General features: G+C 55.8%; 2 protein-coding genes. Both read left to right on the forward strand.

Annotated features, from left to right (window positions below; genetic code table 11):
• Positions 1 to 26,109: a Calx-beta domain-containing protein gene (locus J7I43_RS24065; RefSeq protein WP_209148552.1), complete on the forward strand. Its 26,109-nt coding sequence runs from the start codon at positions 1 to 3 to the stop codon at positions 26,107 to 26,109.
• A gap of 29 nt (positions 26,110 to 26,138) precedes the next feature.
• The coding region (locus J7I43_RS24070) for a type IX secretion system membrane protein PorP/SprF (RefSeq protein WP_209148553.1) at positions 26,139 to 26,320 on the forward strand (182 nt) is incomplete at its 3' end.

The following is a 26,320-nucleotide window of genomic DNA, read 5'->3' on the forward strand; positions in this document are numbered from 1 at the left end:
ATGCTTTTATTGTTTGGCATTGCGATAACTGCCACCGCGGTGGCGGAAACCTTTCCCGTTACCAACACCAATAACGCCGGCCCGGGCTCACTCCGGCAGGCCATCCTGGATGCGAACGCAGCGGGAGCGGGGCCCCACTCTATCGTATTTAACGTGCACGGGCAGATCTCGCTGGCCACTTCTCTGCCGACCATTACGGCGAAGAAGTTGACCATTGACGGGGAGAACAAGATCACGCTGTTTGCAACGGGCAGCGATGCCATTGTCAATCCTTTTGTGATCGATGCGGACAGTGTGACGGTGCGGAACTTCACGTTGCAGAACAACGGCGATATCAACGTGGATATATTTGCGAACAGGAAGGGCATCACCATTGAAAATCTCCGCTCCTTCAGCACAGTCGGCAATTTCCTGAATGCGTTCGTGCGGGCGCGGGGAGCGACCACCGATCTGACGATAAGGAACATCACTTCCACCGACCTTCAACCAGTCGGCGGCGAATACTACGGGCGCGGTTTTTACTTTACAGGCGGTACGCAAACAAACCTGGTGATGGATAATATCAATCTGGGCTCTCAGGGGAATATACGTGGTGGGGAAGCCATCGTGTTCCGGGATGCGTCGGTGAACGGTTGGACGCTGACGAATACCAATATCAGCGGTTTCCAGAACGCGATCGTGCTGGATAACACTGCGGGGGCGGTGGAAACGGCCAACAACATCATGCTCCGGAATGTTACGATCGATTCGCTGTACGGTGGCTTGTCTTTGGGTTTTTACAGCGATTTCGTCAACACCAATATCGAGCTGAACAGGCTTACTGTGGACATGGATGGGGTAGGGGACAATGAGGGAGATTATGCCATCCGTTTCGATAATACAACGAATAATGTAACACTGGATACGATCAATATCAATGAAAACGATCTTCATTGCATCTGGTTCAATGGCGCCGCCGGCAATATTACGATCAACCAGGCCATGATAGGGCTAAACATGCCCGGGATTTACCCGTCTCCTGCCTATATCAGATTCGAAAGCACGTCAAACGTCGTTAATATCAGCAATTCTGTGCTGGATGGCGACAAGCCCGGCAATGCGGACGATGCGGATTACGGGATGTACTTCGTAGGCGCTGCGACGGGCGTCACTATCGATAACGTCTCCTTCAATGAGTTTGATGGCGACGGCATTGTTGTAACCGGCGCGGCCACCAACTTCCTGGTCACCGATTCAAAATTTACCGGTAACAATGACGGTATCGAATTCGCCGGAAACTTCGCGCGAAGCAATGTAGATATCGTTAATTCTTCGTTCAGGGACAGTAAAAGGTCCGGCATTGTGCTCAACGGCGCCAATGCTGTTTCCGATTATGACCTGACAGGCGATACGGTGATTAATTCCGCCCAGCACGGCATCTGGTTCTTCGGCGCCGCGGGCGTAACGGATGCGCAGGTGACCGGCTGCGTGGTATATGGCAACGGCGGCACAGGTATTAATAATGATGCGCCCAACAAAGTGATCATCACCAACAACTCTATTTATAACAATACCGGTATCGGTATTTCAAACCCCGCTGGCAACTGTACCTACACCGCTGCGGCCAACCGTACGCCGGTGCTGGTATCATCCACCCGGCTGGCGGGAGGGCAGTACCAGATACAGCTCACCGTTCCGAACATAACGGCTGGCGCGCAATACACGATAGATATCTATGCCAACGATCCCGCTACGTCCAAAACGAGCGGGCAATATTTTGTTACCTCCATACCGAATGTGAGCGCGGGCACTTCCACGCAAACGATCACTTACAATACCGGCCCGGGGGCTTCCGGCCTGGGTTTCTGGACTGCCACGCTCCGCATTCCCGCCAATAACTGCGGTACATCGGAATTCGGCAATAGCATAGCCATGACACACTCAGGTCCTGCCTGCGTGAACAGTGCCGTGGTGGCGTGGTACCGGGCTGACCAGGCGGTGAGCGGCGTGAACTGGGGCGATATTTCCGGCAATGCCAATCACATGACAGTGATAGGCGACCCCGACGGTACTACCCATCTCGTGAACTTCAACCCCGCTATTTATTACGATGGCAACGACGCGCATCGCGTACCTGCCAGCGCTGGAGAGAACAGCGCTTATACCATGATGGGCATGGCCCAGCTGGAAGGCTCACAGACCGGCCGTGTATTTACCAGTTCCACCGGCAATAAATTGTTTGGCTGGCATGCTAACTTCGAAAACCGGTTGTTCGTGGAAGCATGGTTAAATACAGGTAATGCGGTTACCACCAAAAGCAAATTGTATTCCTATGAAAGGACTAATACCGGGGCTTATGAGTTCCGTGGAGACGGCGCGGCGGTGAAAACCGGCACGGCTTCCGATGGAGGTGTGTGGACGCTGGACGTAGGTGGTGGCGCCTATAGCGAATTTTCGAAAGTACTGGTGCCGGAAGTATTTATCTACGGCCGCGACCTGACGCCGCTGGAAATGCAACGCATAGAATCTTACATGGCGCTGAAATACGGTATTACGCTCAACAACGGCGCATCCGATTATATTACAAGCGACGGAACCGTACAAACATACACCGCCGCGAACAACACAGGTTACGGCAGACGCATCACCGGCATCGGCCGCGATGAATGCACCATGCTGAACCAGAAACAGTCGCTGAGCCAGGACACCGGCATGGTGACCATCGCGCTGGGCAACGCCATCATGGCATCCAATGCCGCGAATACGAATACTTTCACCAACGATAAAGCCTTCCTGGTGTTCAGCGATAACGGCGGAACACTTAATTATTTTACGGCGGTTACAGGAACCAATGTGACGCGCCGCATGGGCCGCATCTGGAAAGTGCAGAAGACCGCTGCCTGGGATAATACCCAGCAGGTAACCCTGAAACTGGATGGCGGAACGCAGGACAATTACCTGCTCATCAGCACAGCTGCCGATTTCGGGACCATCACCCAGGAGCTGAAGCTGAGCAGCAACGGTACGGTTACGCTCTCCAGCGCCGACCTGGCAGATGGGGCTTTCTTTACCTTCGGCAAACAACAACGTTTCCCCGGCGGCGTGGCCAACAACCTGCAGTCATGGGTGAAAGCCGATGCAGGCATCAACGCGGTGGATGACAACGTTAGCTCATGGACCGACCAGGCTGCAGCGCGGGAATGGCTGAAAGCCCATCCTGCCGTGGTTCTTCCCTGGCAGGCGAACGCCATTAACTACAACCCGACCGTTAATTTCGCGGGTAACAGTTATTTCACCATACCGAGCATTACCAGCGCGTATACTGCGGGTGAGGTATTTTCCGTGCAGTTCTCCACCCTGGCGGCTACTTCCGTTACCGCCAGCTTCCCGTTTGAATTCGGCGGCGATCCTTCCACCCTTACGGACCAGTTCTATCACTACAGTAACGGCTCGCACTATACGCACTTTGGTACCAATACGCGGCCGGGCTTCCCATTGGGCGGCATCAACATGACGCGTGCCCATATATTAAATAACTGGAGCGCTCCCGGCAACTGGGGACTGTCCTTCGACGGCAGATCAATTGGCAGCAGCACCACTTTCCCGGTTACGTTCAGCAGGGGGGCAGGTACCAACTCCGCTATCGGCGCAGGCCATAATTCAATTTTCCAGGGCCGCATTTCCGAGGTGATCCTGTACAACAGGCGCCTGAACGACGATGAACGTTTACAGGTGAACAGTTACCTGGCGCTGAAATACGCCCTCACCCTGCGTACCGCCGCCGGCGGCCTGACGGATTATGTGGCCAGCAACGGCACCACCCGGATGTGGACTGCCTCCAAGAACACGGGCTACGGCCAGCGTATCACCGGTGTGGGCCGTGATGACAACGGCACCCTGTTCCAGAAGCAGAGCCGCTCACAGGAAGTTGGCGCTGTTGTGAGCATTACCACCGGTACGGCCTTTTATCCTTCCAATGCGGAGAACCCCAGCACCATCAGCAACGACCTTTCTTTCTTCACCTTCAGCGATAACGGCGGAGCGGATGCGTATACCCAACCCATTACCGGGCTCGGCAACATTACCGTGCGCACGGCGCGTATCTATAAAATAGACCGTACCAACTGGGCCAAAACGATTATGCGGGTGTCGCTCATGGCAGCCGACAGCACGAAATACCTGCTCGTAAGCGCAGATGAAAACTTCGGCGCCGGCGACCAGGTTTATCAGCTCGACGAAAGAGGTCTCGTTACGCTGGATAGCGACCTGCTGCCCGACCAGGCATACTTTACTTTCGCCGCCGCGCAATCCGCCCCCGCCGGGGTGGCAGCCGGGCTGGAAGTATGGGCACGTGCAGATTACGGCATAACAGGCGGCACCAACGTTACACAATGGAAAGAGCTGAGCGCTTCCGGCCGTGTATGGCCCAAGGTGAATAGTGCCGCGGCAACATGGAAACCGGCATCTTTCAACTTCAACCCAGGTGTAGGCTTCGCCGGTGCCACCTATTTCTGGCTGCCTCAGTTTGCAAACACCTTTACGGCGGGTGAAATATTCTCCGTACAGCTGTCCAACCTTGATAACAATTCAGCCACTTTACACTATCCTTTTGAGTTTGGCGGTACCTATGCAAGCAATCAGGCAACGTATACATGGAGTAACAGTAATCAATATACTTATTTCGGCACCGCTACCGCACGCCGCAACTTTGCTTACCCGGCCGGGGTGAACGTGCGCAACCCGCATATGCTGAACATCTGGAGCGCCCCGAACGACTGGTCGGCTGGTATAGATGGTAAGGCGCTGTTAACCGCAAATGTCAACGCAGTAAGCTTTGCCTCTGCACCGCTTAATAATTATATAGGCGCCGGCCACAACTCTGTCTTCTACGGCGATATCCCTGAAGTGGTAATGTACTCCCGCAAGCTGAGCGCCCTTGAACGCCAGCAGGTACAATCCTACATGGCGCTCCGCTATGGCCTTACACTGGGCATCGATGTGCCCATGGACTACCTGGCCAGCGACGGCACAACCACCATGTGGCAAGCCGCTGAAGGTGGCAGCTATTCCCGCCGTATCACCGGCATTGGCCGTGATAACAGGGGCATGCTGTACCAGAAACAATCCCTCAGCGCGGAGAACGGCATCGTAACGATCGCTGCCGGTAATACTATCGCGGTATCCAATGCAGACAATGCCACGGCGATCACTAATGATCTTTCTTTCCTCAGCTTCGGCGACGACAATGGCGCTACCACGTTCCTGACCCCTGTTAGCGGTGTCGGCACCGTGAACAACCGCATGGCCCGCATCTTCAAAGTGCAGAAAACCAACTGGGCCGACCAGGAGATCACCATCAGTCTGAACAGCAGCGAAGCTGAAACTTACCTGCTGGTGAGCGCGGATGCGACCTTCGGGGCGGGAGACGCCGCGTATGTGATGACCGGCAACACCGTTACCATCAACAGCAACCTGCTGCCCGACAACGGTTACTTCACCTTCGCAAGAACGCTGAGAGGACCGAACGGCGTGAGAGACGGCCTTACATTCTGGCTGCGTGCGGATGATGGCAGATCTTTCGGCGGCCAGTGGGACGATTACAGCAACCAAGGCAACAACGCTTTACAAGCTACATCAGGCAGCCGCCCCGTTACCGATGCGCGCGGCATGAACTTTAACTACAGCCTGGTGTTTGACGGAACGGACGACTACCTGGATATTACCACTACCCGCATAGATCCTGCTACTTCGACTATTTTCGCCGTTGCGAGCGGCAGCGGGTTCAATACAGTGAGAGACCTGGTGGGCAGCGGCGCCGTAGGTTCCGCCCATGGCATGGAACTCCGGATCACGGATCAGGCCAAACTGAATTTCCTGGAAAATGCGGCTTCCATTACCGGAGCCGGGGGCAACAGGACGATACTGCCCAACAAAACCTATATTTTCAGCGCTACTGAATCCAGTACCGCGAACGGCTTGCGCCTGTTCGAAGATCATGCCCTCGATATCCAGGGTACTTCCACCCTCATTCCCGCTACCGCCAATTTGATCGCAATCGGCTCCCGCACCATTGCGGCCCGTGGGCTTTACTGGTTAGGCAACATGGGAGAGGTGATCGCATATAACCGTGTACTTTCCGATGTGGAACGCCAGACGGTTGAATCGTATCTTGGCCTGAAATACGGCGTTACACTGAACGGCGGCGCTACCAATTACCTCGCCACCGACGGCACGCCTTACTGGACGGCAGACGCTACTTATAAATTCGCTGTAACCGGTATAGGCAGGGACGATGCGACCAACCTGAACACCAAACAATCCCTCAGTGTAGACGACGGGTTTATGACGCTTTCACTGGGCAGTAGCATCGCCATTACCAATGAACAGAACATCAACACCATCACCAACGATAAATCATTCTTTGTATTTGCAGACAATGGTTTATCCAGCACCGCCTATTCCGAAGTAGTGAGCGGTACGAACGTAACCCGGCGCCTGCCGCGCGTTTGGAAGGTGGATAAGACTAACTGGGCGGATCAGCTGATCACCCTCAAAACCAATGCCATCGGCACCGGCGTTCATCTGCTGATCAGTACCGATCCCACTTTCGCTACGATCGACCAGGAATTGCCGCTGAACGCCGATAAGTCCATTACGTTGAACAGCAGCCTGATGGCGGACGGCATTTACTTTACCCTCGGCGCGCCGGTAAAATATCCCGGTGGCGTAAGCAGCGGCAGCCTCATCTGGCTGCGCGCGGATGTGGGTACTTCCGCCACTGCCGACAATACTCCGATAAGCGCCTGGAACGATTACAGCCCCAACGGAAACAATACCGCCCAGGCCACAGCGGCCAACCAGCCGACCTATTTCAATAGTGCCGCCAATAACCTGAACTTTAATCCCGTGGTAAGGTTTAGTGGCGGTACGCAGTCTTTGGTAGGCCCTTCTTTATTGAAAACCGGCAGTTACAATGCGGCATCTGCTTTCCTGGTAAGTAACCAGGCAACGGCAAATGCAGCGGTTATTTTCACAGAACAGCTGGCCGCCGGTACCCAGTTTACGCTGCATGCCACCTGGTCGGACAATATTGTGTATTGGGATGCTCCCTATACCAGCAACCGTATTACGTATGCGGCGGGAAACATTAATAACCAGACCATCCTCTGGTCGGCCACCAATAACATTACGCTTCCGGCAAACAAACAGGCCATTTACAGAAATGGGTTGAATGTGGCTACGGGTAACTTTACCAGCGTAATGACCGGTAATAACAGTCCCTTCTGGGTGGGCCGGAACGTGAGCACAGTTCCTTACAATGGCCGCATGGGCGACCTGATCGTGTATGCCAATGCGCTGACGCCTATCGAGCAGCAGCGTATCAATACATACATGGCCATCAAGTACGGTATTACGCTGAACAACGGCGCGACGGATTACCTGGCTACCGACGGTACCACCAAAGTGTGGGATGCCACCGCCAACACCACTTATAAAAACAATATCGCCGGTATAGGCCGCGACGATGCGGAAGATCTCCAGCAGAAACAGAGCCGCAGCATCAATACAGGCATGCAGCTGGCTGTGGGCTTGAATGCGCTGGCCGAAACCAATCTTGCCAACACCAATGCGTTTACGGCAGACAGATCGTACCTCGTATGGGGAGATGATGGCGCCAGCACCTTGTTCAAAACTGCCATCACTGGCAACCCGGCGGTGAATTTCCGTATGGCCCGCTTGTGGAAAGCCCAGGAAACCGGTGCCGTTGGAAGCGTGCAGATCGCAGTGCCTTACGATGCATTGCCCAATGCCTCCGAAACCTTCCTGGTAGTGAGCGGCGATGCAACATTGAATGGTTCGGACCAGTTCATCCCCTTGAACGAGATCACCTTAAATGGCGTGAAACATTATGCAGCCGATATAGATCTTACCAACGGTCAGTATTTCAGCTTCGCATCTTATATCAAAGCGCCGGGCGGCGTGCCGGGTACCAGCCTTTGGCTGCGCGCGGACGCCGGTACTTCCAGCACTACAGACAATACGGCTATCGACGGCTGGACGGATTATGCGTCGGACCTGAATAACGCCACACAAACCGCCGTGCCGGCCAACCAGCCCTTGTACCTGAACAATACAACAAACAATACCAACTTTAACCCGGTGGTGAAATTTGACGGTAATGATTTCATGGGACTGGATGTTTCCAAGCTGCCGACAGGTACCGGCGCCAGAACAGTCATCGGCACAGGCAGCTTAACCAGTACCGCCGGCGGCAATAAGTTTATCCTGGCTTATGGCGCCGGAGCTACCAATGTAGGTTCCGGTCTTGCGGTAGTCGGTGGAAACGGAACCGCCGATTTCGTGGGATGGGCTAATGACGTGACCAGCCCTGCCGGCAACTGGCAATCCGGCGTGTTCAACGAAATGGTGGGCGTGTGGGCAGGTAATGGCGGTAATGCCACCCTGTACAGCAAAATGAAAGTATTAGGCGGGCCGGTGGCAAAAGCGTGGAATACGGGCAGCGTAGATGCCGGCATAGGTGCCTGGCCCTGGGATCGGGCGCAGTCCTGGAATGGTACAATGGGAGATATTATCGTATATCCCACAGCGTTAACAACCACCGAACTGCAACGCGTTTCGACTTACCTTGCCATCAAGTACGGTTATACGATAGACCAAACCGCTGCCACCGATTACCTGGCTACCGACGGCACTACCAAAGTATGGGATGCCACGGCCAATTCAACCTATAAAAATAACATCACCGGTATCGGCCGCGACGATGTGGAAGGTCTTGCCCAGAAGCAATCCCGAAGCATCAATGCGGGCTTCCAGCCCATAGTGGGCATTGGCGGCATTGCGGCGACCAACATCACCAATACGAATACATTCACGACGGATAAAACCTATATGGTATGGGGCGATGATGGCGCTTCCACCACCTTCATTACCGGCATCACCGGCAAACCGGGGGTAAACGCCCGCATGACCAGGATCTGGAAAGTGCAGGAAACCGGCAGCGTCGGGAACGTACAGATCGCCATCCCTGCGAACATCGTTTCAGGCACCATTACCGCACCACAGCTGGTAGTCAGCAACGATGCCACCATCGATGCAGCAGACCAGTACAACGGGCTTACGCCGACCAACATCGACGGCACGGATTATTATACTGCAACCATTGACCTGAACAGCAATCAATACTTCACCTTTGCCGCGATGGTAGCCGCACCGGGCGGTGTGCTGGGCGATGTATTATGGGTGAAAGCCGATGCCGGCGTGCAAGCGAATGCCAGCAACCAGGTAGAGCAGTGGAAAGACCAGAGTGGAAGCAACAATACCGTTACTGAACTGCGTGCTTCCACGATCACCCATACGGATCCTATTACACCTACGGCAGCGATCGTGCAGGTGCCAAACGCTATTAACTTTAACCCCTCGCTGGACTTTACCGGAGCTGTGAACAGATCCCTTAAAGGAAATGCCGTAGCCGACTGGAATGCCACTGCTACAACCATCTTTAGCGTAAGCGTGGTAGAAGGCGCAATGGGCAATGCCAGCGCCGGATTCTTTGGAGGTATATTTGATGGGTTGAACGACTGGACAGTTGACAGTCCAACGCCTTCAGCCGGGATGGGGCTGTATGCTGGTCCGACCGATTATCGTCTTGATGGAGCTGGCTGTTCACCGGCTATAAGTACTTCGCCCACCACAGGAATGCCGAGAGTAGTCCGAGGTATCTATAATACGCCTGGTAATGGTCTTAACAGCCAGCTGGCGGTGAATGGCAGAATTGAAGTAGCTGCCGGTACAAACTGTCTAGGTTATGCCACCACCCTATTCGAAGTGGGCGGTCGCACATCAGGAGCCGCTGTATATGACGCCCGCATCTTCAACGGGAAAATACCCGAAGTGATCGTGTACCGGACCGCTCTTACACCGGAGAACAGTTTAAAAGTTGAATCCTACCTTGGCATTAAATATGGCCTGACACTGGATCAGACTGCGCCTACCGACTACGTGGCCTCTGATGCAGTGCCATTCTGGACGGCAGCGACAAACAGCACCTACAATATCAACATCTTCGGTATCGGTCGCGACGATGCCTCTGCCTTATTGCAGAAGCAATCCCGCAGCGTGAACCCGGGCAGCGTATTAACGGTCGGCCTGTATACCATAGCCGCTAGCAATGCAGAAAATACCAACATCTTCGCAGCAGACAGGAGCTACGTGATGCTGGCCGGCAACAGCGCCGCTACAACCGTTTCCAGCACCGACCTGCCGGTGGGCAGCTGTATCGCGGAAAGGCTGACGCAGGAATGGAAAGCGCAGATCACGAATTACGATATGTCCACGCAGCCGCTCAGCCTGCAGTTCGATCTGAACGGCATCGCCACGGCAGGCACTGCCGCGGAAGATTTCACCATCATGATCGACGAGGACGGCGACGGTAACTTCGCCACCGGCGCGGTTACTGAAATACCAGCCACCGGCTTCAACGGCGGCATTGTGAGCTTCGAGAACGTAACGGCCATCACCAATGGCACCGTGTTCACCCTCATTACCAGTCACCCCGAACGCACCGCCAACCTGGTGCCGGATGCTACCGTGAGAACGGTGCTGAATACTTGTATCGAGAACGGCACGCTTTATTTCATCGATCCTTCGGATCCCAACAAATACATCGCATCCATCGCCCTGAACGGCAATACTATCGACGTGACCAAACTTTCCGCCGTAGTAGACGTGAACAGGGATATGGCGGCTGCCCTTGGCAGGAACAGCGGTACCGACTACGGTACACAGCTGATGCGCAGGTTGTTGAACATCACTTACACCGGCGCGGACCTTACCGCCAATGGCGGCGTACAACTGCGCCTGTTCTGGGACCCCCTGGAAAGGACCAATGCCGAAACAGCGCTTTCCACTACCCGCGGGGTAACCGGCGCGCAGAAATGGATGTGGTTCAAACACAGCGGCGATATCACCGCCACCCTGGCTGACCTTACCGCCGAAGGGCTGACAAACAGCACCGAACTTACGCCCGTTGCCGGCCAGCAGGACGGCGTGGAATACGTTGAGTTCAGCGGCATACAGAACTTCTCCACCTTCGGTGGCCTGGCCACCGCCAACCAGGTGCTGGCCATCACCAAAATACTGGACGGCGCGGAAGGCACGCAGGATGGGTCTTTCAGCATTAGCCTGCCCGGCAGCGTAACGGCTGCGGAGGATATCAGCATCAGCTATACCGTTACAGGGACGGCGGCTAACGGAGTTGACTATACGACGCTGAGCGGCGCTGTTACCTTCCCTGCCGGCCAGAACAGTATAACCCTGCCGGTAACCGTTACCGACGACAACATTATTGAAACAGGAGAGAGCATAACCGTTACGCTCGATGCAGCTACCGGCAATTCCGGTACCGTTAGCATCAGCGGTACGCAGAACGCAGCTTCCGCTACCATTACGGACAACGATGCCAATGACCCGGCCAAAACAGTAGTGGGCGTAACCAAAGACAGCGACGCAACAGAACCGGCGGCGAACGGCGGATTTAGCATAGGATTGCCTGCCGGGGTCACTTCTTCCGAGGATATCACCGTGAACTATACCATTGGCGGTTCCGCCACGGCTGGTGCAGACTATGGAACGCTGACGGGCAGCGTAATGATACCCGCGGGCCAGAACAGCGTGGCGATACCTGTAACGGTGAACAACGACCAGCTGGTGGAAGCCCAGGAAACTGTGTTGATTACGGTAACAGGCGGCAGCTCAACCAGCTTTACGCTTACACCGAGCGGCACAGCGGGCAGCGCTACCGTGAATATCAACGACGATGAAAACACGCCGGCAAATATGGTGGTGAGCATTACAAAAGACGCGGACGCAGCAGAACCGGCCACGAACGGAAACTTTACCTTCAGCCTGCCCACCGGTATCATCCCGACGGCGGACATTACCGTGAATTACACCGTGGGCGGTACAGCTACGGCCGGGGCCGATTACACCGCGCTCCCCGCTTCAGTGACCATCCCCGCCGGGCAAAACAGCGTAACCCTGCCGCTGACAGTTGCAGACGAACAGTTGATCGAAAACACCGAAACGGTGACCGTGACGCTCAGCAGCGCAACTTCCACCGGCTTCACCTATACGGTCAGCACCACTAACGGCAACGCTTCGGCAAACATCACGGACAACGATAACATTACCGCCAACCGCGTGCTGAGCATCGAACAGGCTGCGGACGCGGCTGAGCCCTCAACCGGTGGTTCATTCACCATCAGCCTGCCCACGGGCGTTACGTCTTCCGAACCCGTCAACGTAAGTTACACGGTAGCAGGCACCGCCCTCAGCGGCACCGATTACCCCGCTTTGACCGGAACTATCATGATACCCGCCGGTCAGAACAGCATTACGTTGCCATTTACAGTAACCGACGATAAGATCATCGAAAATACCGAAACCGTGATCGCAACGCTTTCCGGCGGTAGCAGCACCAGCTTTAACTTTACTGTCAGTGGCACAGACGGGAATGCGAGCGCGAATATCGCCGATGATGACAACGTTCCCGCAAACCGCATCCTCGCCATCGCGAATGCTGCGAATGCGGCCGAACCGTCTACCAACGGCGGGTTCACCATCAGCCTGCCCGCGACGATCACTTCTTCTGAACCCATCACGGTAAATTATACGATCGGTGGTACAGCGGCCAACGGCGTCGATATGACCACGCTGACCGGTTCGGTGATCATACCCGCGGGTCAGAATAGCGTACCGGTGCCGGTGACTGTAACCAACGATCAGCTGATCGAAGGCGCCGAAACAGTTATACTGACCCTGAACGGCGGCAGCTCCGCCAGCTTTGCCTACACCGGAACCACTTCGGCTACGGTGGATATTGCGGACGACGACGATAACCCGGCCAACAGGGTGCTGAGCATCGCCAAAACGGCCGATGCCGCTGAGCCTGCTACCAATGCGGCATTTACTATCAGCCTGCCCACCGGGATATTGCCTTCCGAAGCGATTGACGTTACCTATACGATCGGGGGCAACGCAACCAACGGTTCCGATTACACGACATTGAGCGGCACGGTAACCATCCCGGCCGGTCAGAACAGCGTGAGCGTTCCTGTGACCGTTACCAATGACTTCGAAATAGAAAATACGGAAACGGTTACGCTGACTGTCACAGGTGGCAGCAGCACCAACTTCAATTATACCGCCAGCACTACCAACGCCAGCGCTTCAGCTGACATTGCGGACGACGACAATACTGCCGCGAACCGCATACTGAGCGTAAGCAATACCGGCAATGCGGCAGAACCCGCTACGAACGGCAGCTTCAGCATTAGCCTGCCTGCCGGCGTAACCTCTTCACAACCGGTTACGGTAAATTATACCATCAGCGGTACAGCCGCCGCCGGTACGGATTATGACGCGATCACCGGCGCCATCACCATTCCTGCCGGTCAGAACAGCGTGGCAGTACCTGTGACGGTTCTGCCCGACCAGATCATCGAAAAAACCGAGACCGTGATACTGACCGTTACGTCAGGCGCCAGCACCAGCTTCAGCTTTACGGCATCGGCCACAAGCGGGTCTGCCACTGTGAATATTGCCGACGACGACAATACCGCGGCAAACCGCATGGTATCGGTGATCGTATCGAGCGACGGCGCTGAAGGCAGCAGCGGCTTCTTTGGATTCAGTTTGCAGCTGCCTCCGGGCATCAGCAGTTCAGAGAATATCACGGTCAACTACACTGTAAGCGGTACTGCGGTGAAAGGTGCAGACTACAACGGGATAAGCCCGGTACATTTCAGCGGTACCGCAACATTGCCTGCAGGTCTCTCTACAGCCATCACCGGCACTGTGGTAGACGACCAGGTCATTGAGGGTACGGAAACTGTTGTAATTACGATCACCAGCGCTTCTTCGCCAAGCTTTACCTTTACTGCCGATCCGGCCGCAGCCACCGCTACGGCGAATATTACCGATAATGACGACATCCCGGCCAACCGTGTGCTGTCCATCACCAAAAATACCGACGCAGCAGAACCCGCCACGAATGGTTCCTTCAAGATCAGCCTGCCCACAGGCGTTACCATCGCGCAACCCGTTACGGTGAACTATACCGTTGCCGGCACTGCCACCGCGGGTACGGATTACGTGAACATGAGCGGTACCCTTACCATACCTGCAGGCGTTAACAGCGTCAACCTGCCTGTGAATGTGATCGACGATAAGTTCATCGAAATTGCGGAAACCGTGACGGTTACGATTACCGGCGGCACCGCAGGATCGCTGACCTTTACGCCGAGTACCACTGATGGCGACGAAACGATCGATATCGCAGACGACGATAATACAGCGGCTAACCGCATACTGGGCATACAGAAAATTTCAAACCTGGAAGAACCGGCCATCAATGGTGCATTCAGGATCAGCCTGCCGGCAACGATCAGGTCTTCCGAAGCCATCACGATCGCTTATACCGTAAGCGGAACAGGTACTAACGGCACCGACTATGCGAACCTGGGCGGATCGGTGGTAATGCCTGCCGGCCAGAACAGCGTGCTGATAGCGGCGGACGTTATAGACGACCAGATCATCGAAGGTACCGAGACCGTAGTGTTAACCGTTACCGGCGGCAACAGCACCAGCTTTGCATTTAACCCTGCGGCAGCTCCCAATAACAGTGCGTCTGCGGATATCGTAGACGATGATAATGTTGCAGGCAACCAGGTATTAACTGTTACCAAAAACGCAGACGGCGCCGAAGCGGCGACGCCCACGGCCGGATCGTTCCTGATCAGCCTGCCGGCGGGTTACACTTCCGCCTTGCCCGTTACGGTAACTTATACCATTGCAGGCACTGCCGGCAGCGGAACGGATTATACCGCCCTTTCCAATACTGTGGTGCTGCCCGCGAACCAGAACAGCGTGACAGTGCCCGTACCGGTGTTGAATGATGCATTGGTTGAAAATACGGAAACAGTGATCATGACGCTCACGGGCGGCACGGCCACCGGCTTCACGTATACCGGCACCAATAGCGCGACGGTAAATATCATAGACGACGAGAACAGCGCGGCTAACCGCGTGCTGAGCGTTGCCAACACGGGCAATGCGGCAGAACCGGCTACCCCGGGCAAATTCACCATCAGTCTGCCGGCGGGCATTACGCCATCTGAAGACGTGGATATAACCTATATTATCAGCGGTACAGCCCAAGGTGGACCTGATTACACCGCGCTGACGGGCACGGTGGTGTTACCTGCCGGTCAGAATAGCGTGGATGTGAATGTTGCAGTGGCCAACGACCAGATCATTGAAGGCACCGAAACGGTGATCCTGACGCTCAGCGGCGGCACCAGCGCCAACTTCGCCTTTACCGCAAGCACCACCAATGGCAATGCTACCGTGGATATAGCCGACGACGACAATACGGCCGCCAACCAGGTGCTGGCCGTTACCAACGAAGGAAATGCCGCAGAGCCTAATACCGACGGTAAATTCAGGATCAGTCTGCCCACAGGGGTGACTTCCGCAGCCGACATCCAGGTGAGCTACACCATAGGCGCCGGCACTTCGACCCCCGGAACGGATTATACCGCTATTACCAACGTAATAACCATACCAGCGGGCCAGACTTTCGTGGATGTGCCAGTAGCCGTGGTAGATAACACCATTATAGAACCGACAGAGACCGTAATCATGAACATCACCGGCGGCAGCGATGCGCTGCATTCCTATACAGTAGCCGGTGGTGCGGGTTCCGCAACTGTGAACATTGACGATGACGATGCGGCAAGCAACAGCATGGTAGTACTGCTGACCAAGGTTTCAGACGCTGTTGAAGGCGGAACGAACGGACAGTACAGGATATCCCTGCCGCCGGGCGTTACCAGCTCCGAAGATGTGGTGATCACTTTCACACTGGGAGGTACGGCTTCCCTCATACCTGCGCCCACTGTGCCGGATTATGCGATGGCTGGCCTTTCAGGAGGCAATATCGTGATACCCGCAGGCGCCAATGAAGTGTATATTGATGTGGATGCAGGTGACGATAATGTCATTGAAGGCCCTGAAACCGTGGTGTTGAACCTTACCGGCGCGGCTTCGTCCAGCTATCCTTTCACGATTGATCCTACAGGCAATGGTGCGGTGGTGAACATTGTAGACACCGATGGCTCCGTTTCCACACCGCTGCAGGTAATAGCCGGCTCCGACGCCGGTGAGCCCAACACCACGGGCACGTTTACCGTGCAGCTGGATGGCGGCGCAGTTTCAGCACAACCGGTTACGGTTGGCTACAAGATATCCGGTACCGCCGTATCCGGTGTGGACTATGAGGCAATCGGCGAGATCATCATCCCTGCGAATGTCAACAGCGTTCCTGTAACGCTCACCGTGAAGGATGACCAGATCATCGAGCCGAATGAAACAATGATATTCACGATCCTGTCCGGCAGCTCTACCGATGGCCTTGGAAATGGCGAACTCTTCCAGCCTGATCCGAACAATGCAGAAATAACCGTGAATATAGCCGACAACGATGCAATAGCCGCCAACCAGGTGTTGAAGGTAGTGAAGAACACAGATGCGTCAGAACCGGGCACACATGGTTCTTTCACCATCAGCCTGCCCACGGGTTATACTTCCAGCACGGACATTACACTCGATTACGCGATGACCGGCACCGCTACCGATAATACGGATTACACGGTAACCACCGTTACCCTGCCTGCTTACGCCAACAGCGTAACCATTCCGCTGACCGTAATTGACGACAAGATCATAGAGAACCCTGAGACAGCCACCCTCACGCTGGGCAACAGCCAGGACGGCAGCTCCTTCATCTATACGCCCGATGCAACCGGCATTGCCGCCACTATCACCATTGCGGACGATGACAATACACTTGCCAACAATGTGCTGCTGGTGACCAATACCGCCGACGGCTCCGAGCCCAATACTCCCGGCGAGTTTACCATCAGCCTGCCCACGGGATATACTTCATCCGAAGACGTTACCGTCAACTACATAGTGACTGGTACCGCCACGCCTGGCGCGGGCAACGACTATGCATCCCTCGGCGTGTCCGTGGTGCTGCCTGCCGGCCAGAACAGCGTAACGGTATCCGTGCCCGTACAGGACGACGATATCATTGAAGGAACAGAAACAGTGATGCTCACGCTGGGCAACAGCAACAGCGCCAGCTTCGCCTTTACGCCTTCCGGCGGTAATACGGTGGCAACGGTGAATATTGCGGATAACGACAATATTGCGGCTAACCGCGTACTGTCCGTAACCAAAACCGACGCGGCAGAACCCAATACAGACGGCTCATTCGTCATCAGCCTGCCCACGAACGTAACATCCGCCCAGCCGGTAACCGTGAACTATACTATCACCGGTACCGCACTGGATGGCACGGATTACGCGGACCTGGCTGGTACCGTGGTAATACCGGCCAACCAGAATAACATAACAGTACCGATCGATGTTACTGACGACCAGATCATAGAACTGACCGAAACAGTCATCCTTACTATCGACAACGGCGCTTCTCCCAGCGATAACTACACCGCGAGCACTACCAACGGCAGCGCTACGGCCAATATCACTGATAACGATAACGTGACTGCGAACCTCGTACTGGATGTAACTAAAACGGCCGATGCTTCAGAACCAGGTACCAACGGGAACTTCCGTATCACATTGCCTTCCGGTTACACCGCTTCACAGCCGATCACGGTAAGCTACACCATTTCCGGCGATGCTGCAGGCGGAACGGATTACAATGCCCTGACAGGCACCGTATTGCTCCCGGCCGGCCAGAATGCCGTGAACGTACCGGTTGTGGTGAACGACGACCAGATCATCGAAAACCTGGAAACGGTAACGATGACCATTACCGGCGGCCTTTCTGCCGATTTCACGCTTAACCCGGGCACACTCACTGCCGCTACCGTGAATATCGCGGACGACGACAATACGCCAGACAACATAGCGCTGAGCGTGATCAAGACCACCGACGCGGTTGAGCCTACGACAAACGGCGAGTTCCTGATCAGCCTGCCCGCGGGCGTAACCGTAGCGCAAGACGTAACGGTGAACTTTACGATCACCGGCACCGCCACCAATGGCGATGATTATACGACCCTGCCTGCATCCATCGTGATACCGGCCGGTCAGAACAGCGTGAGCGTGGTTGTAACCGTTACCGACGACCAGGTGATCGAGAACACAGAAACCGTGACCCTGACGATCAATAACGGCGCAAGCACCAACTTTACATTTGCCGCCAGCGCAACCGCGGCTTCAGCGGACCTCGATATCGCCGATGACGACAACATCCCGGCTAACCTCCTGCTCAGCATCGCGCAAACGACGAATGGCTCAGAGCCTTCTACCAATGCAGGTTTCAGCATTAGCCTGCCTGCCCCTTATACTTCATCTGAAGACATCACGGTGAATTATACCCTCTCCGGTACAGCTACCCAGGGCGACGACTATGCCACCATGAGCGGCAGCATCGTGATACCGGCCGGGCAAACCAGCGTATCGCTGCCGGTAGACGTTTCCGACGACTTTGTGATCGAAACGCAGGAAAGCGTGATCGTTACACTGACCGGTGGAACATCCGCGAGCTTCAGCTTCCTGGCAGACGGCTCCGCAGGCAGCGCCACCGCCTTCATTGACGATAACGACAACGTAGCGGCCAACCTGGTGCTGATCGCGGAAAAGACCGCTGACGCGGCTGAGCCCAATACCAACGGTACGTTTACCGTAAAACTGCCGGCAGGTTATACTGCTTCGGAAGACATTACCGTGAATTATACCGTTGCCGGCACAGCCACCGCAGGTATGGATTACCCGGCATTGAGCGGCTCCGTGGTGATTCCGGCCGGTCAACCCGGCGCGCCCGTAACCTTAATCGTTACCGACGACCAGGTGATAGAAGTTACCGAAACGGTATTGTTGAACCTGACAGGAGGCGCTTCTGCCAGCTTCACGCTTGTGCCCAGCACAACGGAAGGCAGCGCGTCGCTGGATATAGGCGATAACGACAACACTGCGGCGAACATTGAATTGAGCGTGATCAGCACGGGAGACGCGGCAGAGCCCAATACGAACGGAACATTCAGCATCAGCCTGCCGGCAGGCGTCACATCGTCTGAGCCCATCACCGTAACCTATAACATCGGCGGCAACGCCGGCGCAACGGATTACACTTCCCTCCCGGGCACCGTGATCATCGCCGCGGGACAGAACAGCGTTGCTGTGCCCGTGCCCGTACTGGACGACCAGGTGATGGAAAGCACCGAAACGGTGGTTATGACCCTTGCTTCGGGCACGTCCCCCAACTTCGGGTTCACCGTAAGCGCTGCTAACGGCTCGGCAACCGTGAATATCAACGACAACGACAATTCCGCGGCCAACCGCGTGCTGAGCGTAGTGAAGACGAACGATGCGCAGGAGCCCGGCACCGACGGCCTGTTCACCATCAGCCTTCCCGCAGGCATAGCCTCTTCCGAGAATATTACTGTGAACTACACCGTGAGCGGTACTGCCACCGCCGGCTCCGATTACACATCCATCGGCGCTTCGGTAGTAATACCCGCAGGGGACAACAGCGTGACCGTGACCGTTCCGGTGAGGGACGAACAGGTGATAGAAACCACGGAAACCGTTATACTCAAGATCACTGACGGCACTGCGCCGGGCCTGACCTTCACGGCCAGTGCTACGAGCGGCGAAGCCACTGTGAATATCCTGGATAACGACAACGTAGCAGCCAACCTGTTCGTAAGCGTACCGGCCACAGCCGATGCGGCGGAACCCAATACCAACGGTTCCTTTACAATAAGCCTGCCCGCAGGTTATACCGCGTCCGAGCCCATCACCGTAAATTATACCATCGGTGGCGTCGCCACTGCCGGTGCGGATTATACCGCACTGAGCGGCTCGGTAGTGATACCCGCCGGACAACCAGATGTGCCCGTAATTGTTACCGTATCCGACGACGACATCATTGAATCAGCCGAAACAGTTGTGCTGACGGTTACAGGCGCGGCTTCGGCTAATTTCACACTGCTGCCCAGCACTACCGCGGGCAACGGTACCGTACTGATCAATGACAATGACAATACAGCGGCCAACCGCGTACTGAGCGTAACCAATGCGAACGATGGGGCAGAACCTACCACCAACGGCAGCTTCAACATTTCCCTGCCCTCCGGCGTTTCCGCTGCGGAAGACGTGACCGTGAATTACACCATCGGCGGTACAGCTACCGGCGGCACGGATTACGGCGCCATCAGCAGCTCAGTAGTAATACCTGCGGGACAAACCAGCGTTTCCATTCCCGTCGCGGTGATCAACGACCAGATCATAGAAGGCGAGGAGACCGTTATCCTTACCATCACGAACGGCACCTCAACGACCCTGGGAGGCTTTACTGCCAGCGCCACCAATGGCAATGCGGAAGTGAAGATCGCCGACGACGACTACACCACTGCAAACCGTGTGCTGGTGATAACAAGAACAGCTGATGCGGCCGAACCGGCTATCAATGGCAGCTTCAATGTTAGCCTGCCCCCGGGCATCACGGCAACGGAGGATATCACCGTGAACTATGACGTGACTGGTACCGCCACCGGGGTTGACGATTACGCAACGCTCCCCGGCAGCATCGTGATACCCGCCGGCCAGAACGGTGTGACCATACCGGTAACGGTTGCCGACGACCAGGTGATCGAAAGTACCGAAACCGTGATCGTGACACTGACCAGCGGCGGTTCCGCCAGCTTTACATTTGACGCCAGCAATAACGCAACGGTGAGCATTACAGATGAAGACAATGCCACTGCAAACCGTGTACTGACAGTAACCAAATCGGCAGACGCCGCAGAACCGGCTACCAACGGTGGCTTCAGCATCGCACTGCCGGCTGGCTATACCGCCGCGGAAGATATCACCGTGAACTTCGGCATCTCCGGTACCGCCACAAACGGTACAGATTACACCACCCTGGGCAACAGCGTGGTGATACCCGCCGGTCAGAACAGCGTGACAGTACCGGTAACCGTAACGGACGAAAAGGTGGTTGAGCTCAGCGAAACCGTGGTCCTTACCCTTTCCGATGGTACTTCCGGCAGCTACAACTATACCGGAACCGGCAACGCTACCGTGAATATCGCGGATGACGACAACATCCCGGCTAACCTGGTGCTGAGCATGACAAAAACGACGGATGCCTCAGAGCCCGCTACCAACGGCATGTTCACTATCAGCCTGCCGACGGGCATAACCGTATCGGAAAACGTGGCGGCTAACTATACCATCGCAGGTACAGCTACGCCTGGTACGGATTACAGCAGCCTGGGCGGCTCCGTGGTAATACCCGCGGGCCAGAACAGCGTCGCCGTACCGGTGAACGTAAACGATGACAACATCATCGAAAACACTGAAACCGTAACCGCAACCATGACGGGCGGTTCTGCCACCAACTTCACCCTCACGGTTGCAGCGGGCAATGCGACCGTGAACATCCTGGACAACGACAACGTCCCGGCGAACCTTGCGCTCACCGTAGCCGCAACGGCGGATGGAGCAGAACCCGGTACCAATGGCGTATTCACCATCAGCCTGCCGTCAGGCGTCGTGTCTTCAGAAGACGTAACGGTGAACTATACCGTTGCCGGTTCAGCCACCAGCGGTACGGACTATACAGCCCTCGGCACCACGGTCATCATCCCGGCCGGCCAAAACAGTGTAACCGTTACCGTGCCCGTGCTGAACGACCAGGTACTGGAAAGCAGCGAGACAGTCAGCATGACCCTTAACGGCGCAGCGAGCACCAGCTTTACCTTCACAGGTGCCGGCAACGCAACGGTAAACATCACTGATGATGAGAACACACCTGCTAACCGCGTGCTGAGCATCCTGACAACAGCGGATGCAGCCGAGCCCGGCACTAACGGCAGCTTTGAGATCAGCCTGCCCGGCACCATCACTTCAGCGGAAGACATTACCGTGAGCTTCGCGGTGGATGGCACTGCAACAGCAGGTGCGGATTACGCGGCCATCACAGGCACCGTGACCATACCCGCAGGCCAGCACAGCGTGAGCGTACCGGTAACAGTGATCAACGACCAGCTGATAGAAAATACAGAAACAGTGGCCATCGCCATCACAGGCGGCACCAGCACGGGCGGTAATACCTTTACTGCGGGTTCTGCCAATGGAAATGCCACGGTGAATATCACAGACGATGAAAATGTGCCGGCCAACCTGGCATTGAGCATAACAAATACGACAGACGGTGCCGAACCTGCCACCAACGGCAGCTTCACTATCGGCCTTCCCGCGGGTATCGCGTCTTCCGAAGACGTGACGGTGAGCTACACCATCGGTGGTACCGCTGCCACCGGTACGGATTATACGGCCCTGACAGGAACCGTGGTAATACCCGCCGGTCAGAACAGCATAAACGTACCGGTAACCGTTGTGGACGACCAGCTGATCGAGAACATCGAGACTGTGATCGTGACACTGGCGGGCGGAACCAGTACCAGCTTCAGCTTCACCGGCGTCGGCAACGGCACTGTGAACATCACAGACGATGAGAATACCGCGGCCAACCGTACGCTGACCGTTACCAAATCGGCAGACGCCGCAGAACCCGCTACCGACGGCGGTTTTGTGATCGGCCTGCCAGCCGGCATCGCATCTTCCGAAGATGTGACGGTGAACTACACGATCGGCGGCACAGCCACGGCTGACGACGATTACACGGCCATCGCCGGCACGGTTACCATTCCCGCAGGGCAGAACAACGTGAGCGTGGCGGTAACCGTAGCGGACGACAAGATCATCGAAAACACCGAAACCGTGATCCTGACACTGGCGGGAGGCAACAGCACCAGCTTCGCCTTCACCGGCACCGGCAACGAAACGGTAAATATTACAGACGACGAAAACGATCCTGCGAACCGTGCGCTGACCATCACCCAATCGGCTGATGCGGCGGAACCGGGCACTAACGGCGCGTTTGAGATCAGTCTGCCTACGGGTATTACCGCGGCGGAAGACATCACCGTGAATTATACGGTGGCCGGCACAGCAGCCAGCGGTATGGATTATACAGCCCTCACCGGCACGGTAATTATTCCTGCGGGACAGAACAGTGTATCCGTTCCTGTTACAGTAACGGACGACCAGGTAATTGAAGAAACGGAAACGGTGATCGCTACGCTGAACGGCGGCAGCAGCACCAGCTTCGCCTTCACTGGTACCGGCAGCGCGACGGTGAACATTACGGACGATGAAAGCGGTGTGCCTGCTAACCTTGCGCTGACCATCACGAAAGGGGTGGACGGGGCAGAACCTGCTACCAACGGTAATTTCATCGTTGCTTTACCGGGTGGTATTACTTCCGCGGATGACATCGTTGTGAATTACACTGTAACCGGCACGGCTGCCAGCGGCACCGATTACACGGCCTTGAGCGGCACCGCAACGATCCCTGCGGGCCAGAATAGCATATCCGTTCCAGTTATTGTAACAGACGACAAGGTGATAGAAGAAACGGAAACGGTGATCGCCACGCTCAACGGCGGCAGCTCCGCGCACTTCACTTTTACCGGTACGGGTAACGCCACGGTAGATATTACGGACGACGAAGCTACGGACCCGGCGAACCTTGCACTGGTTATCACAAAAGATGCAGACGGTGCGGAACCTGGAACCAACGGTGCGTTTGAGATCAGCCTGCCTGTGGGCATCACTTCTTCGCAACCGGTCAGCGTAAGCTACACTGTAACCGGCACTGCCACCAGCGGCGCGGATTACACAGCCCTCACCGGTACCGTGATCATCCCCGCAGGACAGAACAGTATATCCGTTCCGGTGATCGTCTCAGACGACCGGATCATAGAAGAAACAGAAACCGTGATCGCGACGCTTGGCGGCGGAAGCTCTTCCAGCTTCTCGTTCACCGGCACCGGCAGCGCGACGGTGAATATCAACGACGATGAAAGCACCGTTCCCGCGAACCTCGTCCTTACGGTGACCAAAGACGCAGATGGCGCCGAACCTGCCACCAACGGCAACTTTATCATCAGTCTGCCCACCGGCATCACTTCGTCTGAAGACGTTACCGTGAACTACACCACCGGCGGCACCGCAACGGCAGCGGACGACTACGCAAGCCTCGCCGGCTCAGTGGTGATCCCTGCGGGACAAACCAGCGTATCCGTACCGGTAACGGTAATAAACGATGTGGTGATCGAACCGGTGGAAACGGTGATACTCACCCTCAACGGCGGATCATCCGCTCACTTCACCTTCACGGGCGCCGGCAATGCCACCGTGAACATTACGGACGATGAAAGCACCCCGGCGAACCTTGTGCTGAATGTAGTTAAAGCGGGAGATGCGGCAGAACCGGCTACGGGCAACAGTTTCGATATCAGTCTGCCCGGCGGCATTGTTTCTTCCGAAGCCATCACCGTAAACTATACCATCGCAGGCACCGCTGCTGCAGGCCAGGATTACACGGCCCTTAACGGCACCGTGGTGATACCGGCAAACCAGAACGGCATCAGCATACCGGTAACCGTGATCAACGACGAACTGATCGAAGGAGACGAAACGGTGGTGGTGACCATCACCGGCGGCACGGCCAACGGCCTCAGCTTCACGCCCGGCACCAACAGCACCGCGAGCATGAACATTGCGGACGATGATGACGATAATCTTGACATCGTGGTAACCGCCGCTACGCCGGCAGCTTCGGAACCTGCCACCAATGGCGCGTTTACGATCAGTCTTGCAGGCGGCAAGATACCGGCGGCCGACGTTACCGTGCATTACACCATCACCGGCACCGCCGCGGCAGGAACGGATTACAACGCGCTCAGCGGTACCGTTACGATCCCGGCGAATAACACCACGGGTGTGACCGTTTCGGTGAACGTGACCGACGACGATCTGATAGAACCGGCAGAGACCATAATACTCACGCTCAACAGCGGCGCGTCTTCCAATATCACCTACACCATTGGCGCAGCCAATACCGCTACGGTGAATATTTCGGACGACGATCACAGCGACCTGGGCCTGGTGGTAACCGCCAGCATCCCTGATGCAACGGAACCGGGCGTAAACGGCGAATTCACGATCAGCCTGCCGAACGGCAAACGTACGTCAGAGCCGATCACGATCCATTACATGATTGGCGGCTCGGCCACACCGGATGCGGATTACAGGGCCATCAGCGGCACTATCACGATCCCGGCGAATGCAGGCAGCGTAACAGTTCCTGTAACCGTGTACGACGATACGGAAGTAGAAGAAACGCCTGAGCTCGTGCAGCTCATCCTCACCGGCGGGCAGTCTGCAAGCTACACTTACACGGCTGGCGCGGCAGCCCAGGCAGTTGTGACCATAACAGACACGGATAAACTGGCCGGCGACCTGGTAGTGACGAAAACGCTTGTTGCGCCTGCGACCGGGCCGTACAAGATGGGTCAGAACCTGACCTACCGCATTACGGTAACCAACGTTGGCAACATACCGGTGACCGATGTGAGAGCTATAGACCGCCTGCCTGTACAGCTGGATGTGCCCACGCATACTTCCGCTGAAAGAGGCGTGGTAACGGTAACACCCGCAACGAAACTGGTAGAATGGAGCATCGGCGACATGCAGCCCGGCGCAACCGCACAGATGACGCTCACCTCGCGCGTGATCGAAGGCGGCGCACTGGTGAACGAAGCCGCTGCATACAGTTCCAACATGCCGGACGCGGATTCCACGAACAACGTTTCCGCTGCAAGCACGGCTGTAGAAGGGTTTGATCTTAACTTCCCGAACGTGATCACACCCAATGGCGATGGTAAGAACGAAAGGCTGATCATCGGCGGGCTGGAGAAATATCCGGGCTCAAGCATCCAGATATTTAACAGGTGGGGCGGACAGGTATACCGGTCAAACGATTACCGCAATGACTGGAACGGTTCCAACCTGACGGAAAGCACTTATTACTACATCCTGGAAGTGAAGAAACCGGGCGGAAATAAAACGTATAAAGGATGGGTATTAATCGTACGGTAAAATTATCTGCTGATCATAAAAGTGTAAAGATGCAAACAGTACTCAGAGCAGCGGTAATAGCCCTGCTGCTAATAACAGGAGGGCGCGCGATGGCGCAGCAGAACATCCAGTTCAGCCAGTACGTGTTCAACGGGTTGAGCATCAACCCGGCGTATGCGGGGTATAAAGAAGACCTGTACCTGAACGCGACATACCGTCATCAATGGGCGGG

It is taken from the genome of Chitinophaga chungangae (assembly GCF_017742215.1).
GTDB lineage: Bacteria > Bacteroidota > Bacteroidia > Chitinophagales > Chitinophagaceae > Chitinophaga > Chitinophaga chungangae.

Coding starts and splice junctions, on each gene's coding strand:
- J7I43_RS24065 (WP_209148552.1), top strand. CDS start 1: ATGCTTTTATTGTTTGGCATTGCGATAACTGCCACCGCGGTGGCGGAA.